We start from the raw sequence: 2,463 nt of genomic DNA, 5'->3' as shown, positions 1-2,463 counted from the left end.
TGTTGATTTGCATTTAAAACTGACCCAGGATTTGCATCTAAAATTGACCCACCCTGATGGCCAGATTATGGCCTAGATTTTACTTCTTTGCTGCCTTCAATTCCTCCTGTTGCGTTGTTGAGTGTTTTAATCTGAAGCTATCATTTCCAGTTTCTATAATGTGGCAATGATGAGTCAATCGATCCAACAAGGCGGTTGTCATCTTTTCATCGCCAAACACCGCTGACCACTCTGCGAAGCAGAGGTTTGTCGTAATGATGATACTCGTGCGTTCGTATAGCTTACTGATTAAGTGGAACAGCAGTGCGCCACCTGCCTGACTAAAGGGTAAATAACCTAGCTCATCCAGAATGACGAGGTCGGTATGGATCAACCTGTTGGCAAGTCGTCCTTGCTGCCCCTGCAGTTTCTCCAGTTCAAGGGCATTAACCAGTTCAATGGTAGATAGGAAGCGAACTCGCAAGCGATGATGCTGTATTGCCTGAACACCAATAGCGGTGGCCAAGTGCGTTTTTCCGGTTCCGGGGCCGCCAACCAATACCACGTTCTGGGTTTCCTCTAGGAAGAGGCCGCGATGAAGTGATTTCACTAGCACCTCATCAACCATACTCTGCGTGAAGTCGAAGCCGGTCAGGTCACGATAAGCGGGGAACTTCGCTACTTTCATTTGGTAGTTAATAGAACGTACATCCCGTTCAGAGGATTCTGCTTTCAATAGCATCTCAAGTACAGGCAATGCATTTTGGTAAGCCGGTGATGATTGTGAGGATAGGGTCGCAATCGTATCAGCCATGCCATAAAGCTTAAGGGACTTAAGTGTACTGACCATAGATTCAGTGCTCATGACGTGTTCTCCGTAAATTGTCGTAGCGGGCGGTATTGGCCTGCGGCTCTGTCAGCAACATTAGCGCTGGTGGTGGTGTAACAAGCTGGGGTAGTTGAGGTTGCTCTAATCGGCTGAGGCAATTCATAACATGCTCCTTTGATGGCTCGCCAAGCTCTAGTGACTTGGTTATCGCTTTCTCGACCAATTGTTCGTCGTGCAATAGCACGAGCGCCAAGATGTCAGCCATCTCCCGATCGCCACCGTGTCGTTTAAGTAATTGGGTTTGCAGCAAGCGGAAGCTATCAGGCAAAGTTAAAAACGGCGCGCCATTGCGCAATGCGCCCGGTTTGCGTTGAACCACCGTAAGGTAGTGCCGCCAATCATAGATTGTCCGTCCGGGTGTGCTTTTTTCTCGATTAAAGACACGAGCATGCTCTGCCACCACGTGGGCCTCAGCCACGATGATCAAGCGCTCTGGATAGACGCGTAAGCTGATCACTCTGTTGGCAAAGCTGGCGGGAACGCTGTAGCGATTATATTCGAAGGTAATCAGGCACGTAGAAGACACTCGCTTACTATGCTCAATAAAGCCATCAAATGCTGGCGGCACTTGCATCATCTCAGCTACGTCTTCATGCCAGCACTCAGCCAACGAGCGGGATTTAAACTCGGGATGGGCTGACTCCTGCCATAGTATTTTGCAACGCTCCTCGAGCCAGAGATTCAATTCCTGCAATGACTTTATGCTTGGCGTGTCGTACCAAAGTCCGTGACGAGCATCGAGCACGGCCTTCTCAATCTGGCCCTTCTCCCAGCCGGAAGCCGGGTTACAGAACTCGGGTTCATACAGATAGTGGCTGACCATGGCGTAGAAGCGTTTATTAACCTGCCGTTGCTTGCCGCGACCAATTTTATCCACCGCCGTTTTCATGTTGTCGTAAATGCCGCGCCGGGGAATGCCGCCAAACGTACGGAAGGCATGATAATGGGCGTCAAATAACATCTCGTGAGATTGCGCTAGGTATGCTCTGATGAAGAAGGCCCTGCTGTAGCAAAGCTTGAAGTGGGCGACTTGTAGCTTGGTTCTAACGCCATCGATTTTGACCCAATCCTCACTCCAGTCAAACTGGAAGGCTTCACCGGGAGCAAACCGAAGCGGCACATAAACGTGTTTGCTAGAGTGTCGCTTGGCATCATCCTGAGATGCTCGCCACTGGCGAGCAAAGGCGGCAACACGATCATAGGAGCCCTCATAGCCAATCGACACCAAGTCGCGGTATAGCTGCTTCACTGTTCGACGTTGTTTACGATGCCGTCGTGACTCCCTGAACAACCAACTTGTCAGCGTATCTTTGTAGTCGTTCAAGTTGCTGGGACTAATACGAGAAGGGTAAGCCGGCTCAACTACTGCTGTGGCCAAATACTTACGAACGGTATTACGAGATAACCCAGTTCGCCGAGCGATCTCTCTGATGGGCATTCCTTCGCGGAAATGCCAGCGTCTAATTACACTTAATAATGCCACGTCTATCACTCCTAAATCCCCCGCAGTCATCCTGCGGGTAAGTGTTACACATGGGTCAAAATTCAATGCAAATATAGGGGGTTAGTGGGTCAGTTTTAAATGCAAATCAACA

The 2,463-nt window shown here is 49.7% G+C and carries 2 protein-coding genes; both read right to left on the bottom strand.

The genetic code is table 11. From position 1 onward, the window contains the following. Positions 1 to 79 precede the first annotated feature (79 nt). On the bottom strand, positions 80 to 844 hold the full coding sequence (gene istB / locus ABD836_RS19390; RefSeq protein WP_344939304.1) for an IS21-like element helper ATPase IstB: 765 nt from the start codon (positions 842 to 844) through the stop codon (positions 80 to 82). Further along, complete coding sequence (gene istA / locus ABD836_RS19385) at positions 834 to 2,360, bottom strand: IS21 family transposase (protein ID WP_344939301.1); 1,527 nt, start codon at positions 2,358 to 2,360, stop codon at positions 834 to 836. The genes istB and istA overlap by 11 nt, the downstream gene beginning before the upstream one ends. Positions 2,361 to 2,463 lie beyond the last annotated feature (103 nt).

It is taken from the genome of Zhongshania borealis (assembly GCF_039539625.1).
Lineage (GTDB): Bacteria > Pseudomonadota > Gammaproteobacteria > Pseudomonadales > Spongiibacteraceae > Spongiibacter > Spongiibacter borealis.
This window is presented reverse-complemented; position numbering and strand designations above follow the sequence as displayed.

Coding starts and splice junctions, on each gene's coding strand:
- istB (WP_344939304.1), bottom strand. CDS start 844: ATGAGCACTGAATCTATGGTCAGTACACTTAAGTCCCTTAAGCTTTAT.